General features: G+C 68.8%; 2 protein-coding genes. Both read left to right on the plus strand.

The window, feature by feature from the left end; genetic code table 11:
• On the plus strand, positions 1-277 hold a 277-nt coding region (locus EQG76_RS21300; protein ID WP_159716339.1), incomplete at its 5' end, for an HAD family hydrolase.
• Positions 278-357: 80 nt separating this feature from the next.
• Positions 358-2,208 (plus strand): DUF2341 domain-containing protein (locus tag EQG76_RS21305; protein WP_159716340.1); only part of this gene is annotated, 1,851 nt, incomplete at its 3' end.

Here is a 2,208-nt window from a genome sequence, read left to right on the forward strand (position 1 = left end):
CAAGCCGCACCCCTTGCCCTACCTCACCGGGCTCGAACTGCTGGATGGAAGGCCGGAGAGCTGCATCGCGTTCGAGGACAGTCGTGCCGGCCTCCGCTCGGCCGTGGCCGCGGGACTGCAGGTGGTAGGAATAACGTCGGTGCTTTCGGCGGCAGAGATCCTGGCGCTTGGGGCGGGCATGGTGATCACCGACTATCATGATCCACGCCTGCCGCTGCTGCTGCAGGCCCGGGAGGCAACGACGTCATGGAATGGCGGAATCTCGTTGACGGGATAATATTCCTTTCATAGGAGTGGAGGCAGAACGGGAATGCGTTCCCATCAGGCCAGCGTGCCAACTGCCCGGAGCACTCCGCCATGCCCATCGCCCGTCCCGATCACTTCGCCACCCAGCCGGGCCAGCCGGTCACGATCGCGCCGTTCGCCAATGACGAGGGTGCGAGCCTGACCTTTCTCGGCTTCTCTTCGCCGGCCAACGGCACGGTGGCGCCGGGGCCGGACGCCCATACCCTGATCTATACGCCGCAGGTGGGCGTCTCGGGCGTCGACCAGTTCACCTACACGGTGGGCGACACGACCGGCGAGACCGCCCAGGCGGTCGTGACCATCACGGTCAGCGCCGCCAATCTCCAGCCGGTCGCCAACGACGATGCGGCCGCGACCGCACCGGGCACGCTGGTCAACATCGCCGTGCTGGCCAACGACCAGGACCCCGACGGCGACCCGCTCCAGCTCGGCAGCATCTCGATGCCGGGCCACGGCAGCATCACCGCCCATCCTGACATGTCGGTGACCTACCAGCCCGAGCTCGGCTTCACCGGCGTCGACCGCTTCACCTACACGGTGATCGACGGGCAGGGCGGTTCCGATTCGGCCGAGGTCACCGTCACCGTGGCGGGCGTGAACCTGCCGCCCGTGGCGAACGACGATCAGGTGACGACCGGCCCCGGCCAGCCGGTCCTGATCACGGTGCTGGCCAATGACAGCGATGGCAACGGCGACCCGCTGCAACTGTCCGGGATCGCCATGCCCGCGAACGGCACGGTCTCGATCGACGGGCTGGATCGCCTGCTCTACACGCCGGCCGCCGGCTTCACCGGCACCGACCAGTTCACCTACACAGTCACGGACGGTCAGGGCAGCACGGCGACCGGCCGGGTGACCGTGCAGGTCCAGGCCAGCAACACCGCACCGGTGGCGACCCCCGACTCGGTCACCACCTACGCCAACACCGCGGTGACCATCCCGATCCTCGCCAACGACACCGATGTCGACGGCGACGCCATCCGCCTGATCGCCCTGACCGTACCCACGAACGGCACGGTCGCGGTGGATGGGCAGCAGCGGGTCGTCTACACGCCGGCTGCCGGCTTCACCGGCACGGACGGCTTCACCTACCGGATCGCGGACAGCCGCGATGCGGAGAGCAGCGGCACCGTGACGGTGCAGGTGCAGGTGCAGGTGCAGCCAGCCCCGCTCACCTATCCCAACGGCTATCGTTACCGCCGCCGCCTGGTGGTGCCGCGCACCTCGCTGACCGAGGGCTCGCTCACCGACTTCCCCATGCTGGTGGAGCTGTCCGGCAACTGGCTGAAGCACAAGTCCGCCAGCAACGGTCGACTCGAATCCTCGGCAGGCCTGGACCTCCGCTTCGAGACCGCTCCGGCCTCCGGCCCCGCCGCGAAGCTCGACCACGAGGTCGAGGCCTATAGCGGGACGGCCGGCACCCTGCGCGCCTGGGTGCGGATGCCGAGCCTGCTCACCACGGCCGACACCACCATCTACCTGTATTACGGCAAGGAGGGGGCGACGATCCCGGAGGAGAATGCGCCGGGCGTCTGGAAGGACTACCTGGCCGTCTATCACCTGCCGGTGGCCGCCGACCAGACCGGCCACGGCCGCGACCTCACCTTGAACGCGCTGGGCACCGGCAGCCTGATCGGTGCCGCAGGCGGCTTCAACGGGACCGACAGCGAGGCCAGCCGCGAGTCACCGACCTTCCTGGATGCGCTTTCCGCCTACACGGTCCAGGCCTGGGTCAAGGCGGACCAGGGCGGCACCGACCGCGGCATCGTCTCGGTCGGGCCCATTACCGGCCGCGACGACGCGATGGGCTTCTGCCTGCGCTACGACAAGGCGGGCCATTCCGGCGGCGGCACCAACGTCATCCTGCTCGAGCAGCAGCTGACCAGCGGCCGCACCCGGATC

The sequence above is a fragment of the Geminicoccus flavidas genome (assembly GCF_009806515.1).
Taxonomy (GTDB): domain Bacteria; phylum Pseudomonadota; class Alphaproteobacteria; order Geminicoccales; family Geminicoccaceae; genus Geminicoccus; species Geminicoccus flavidus.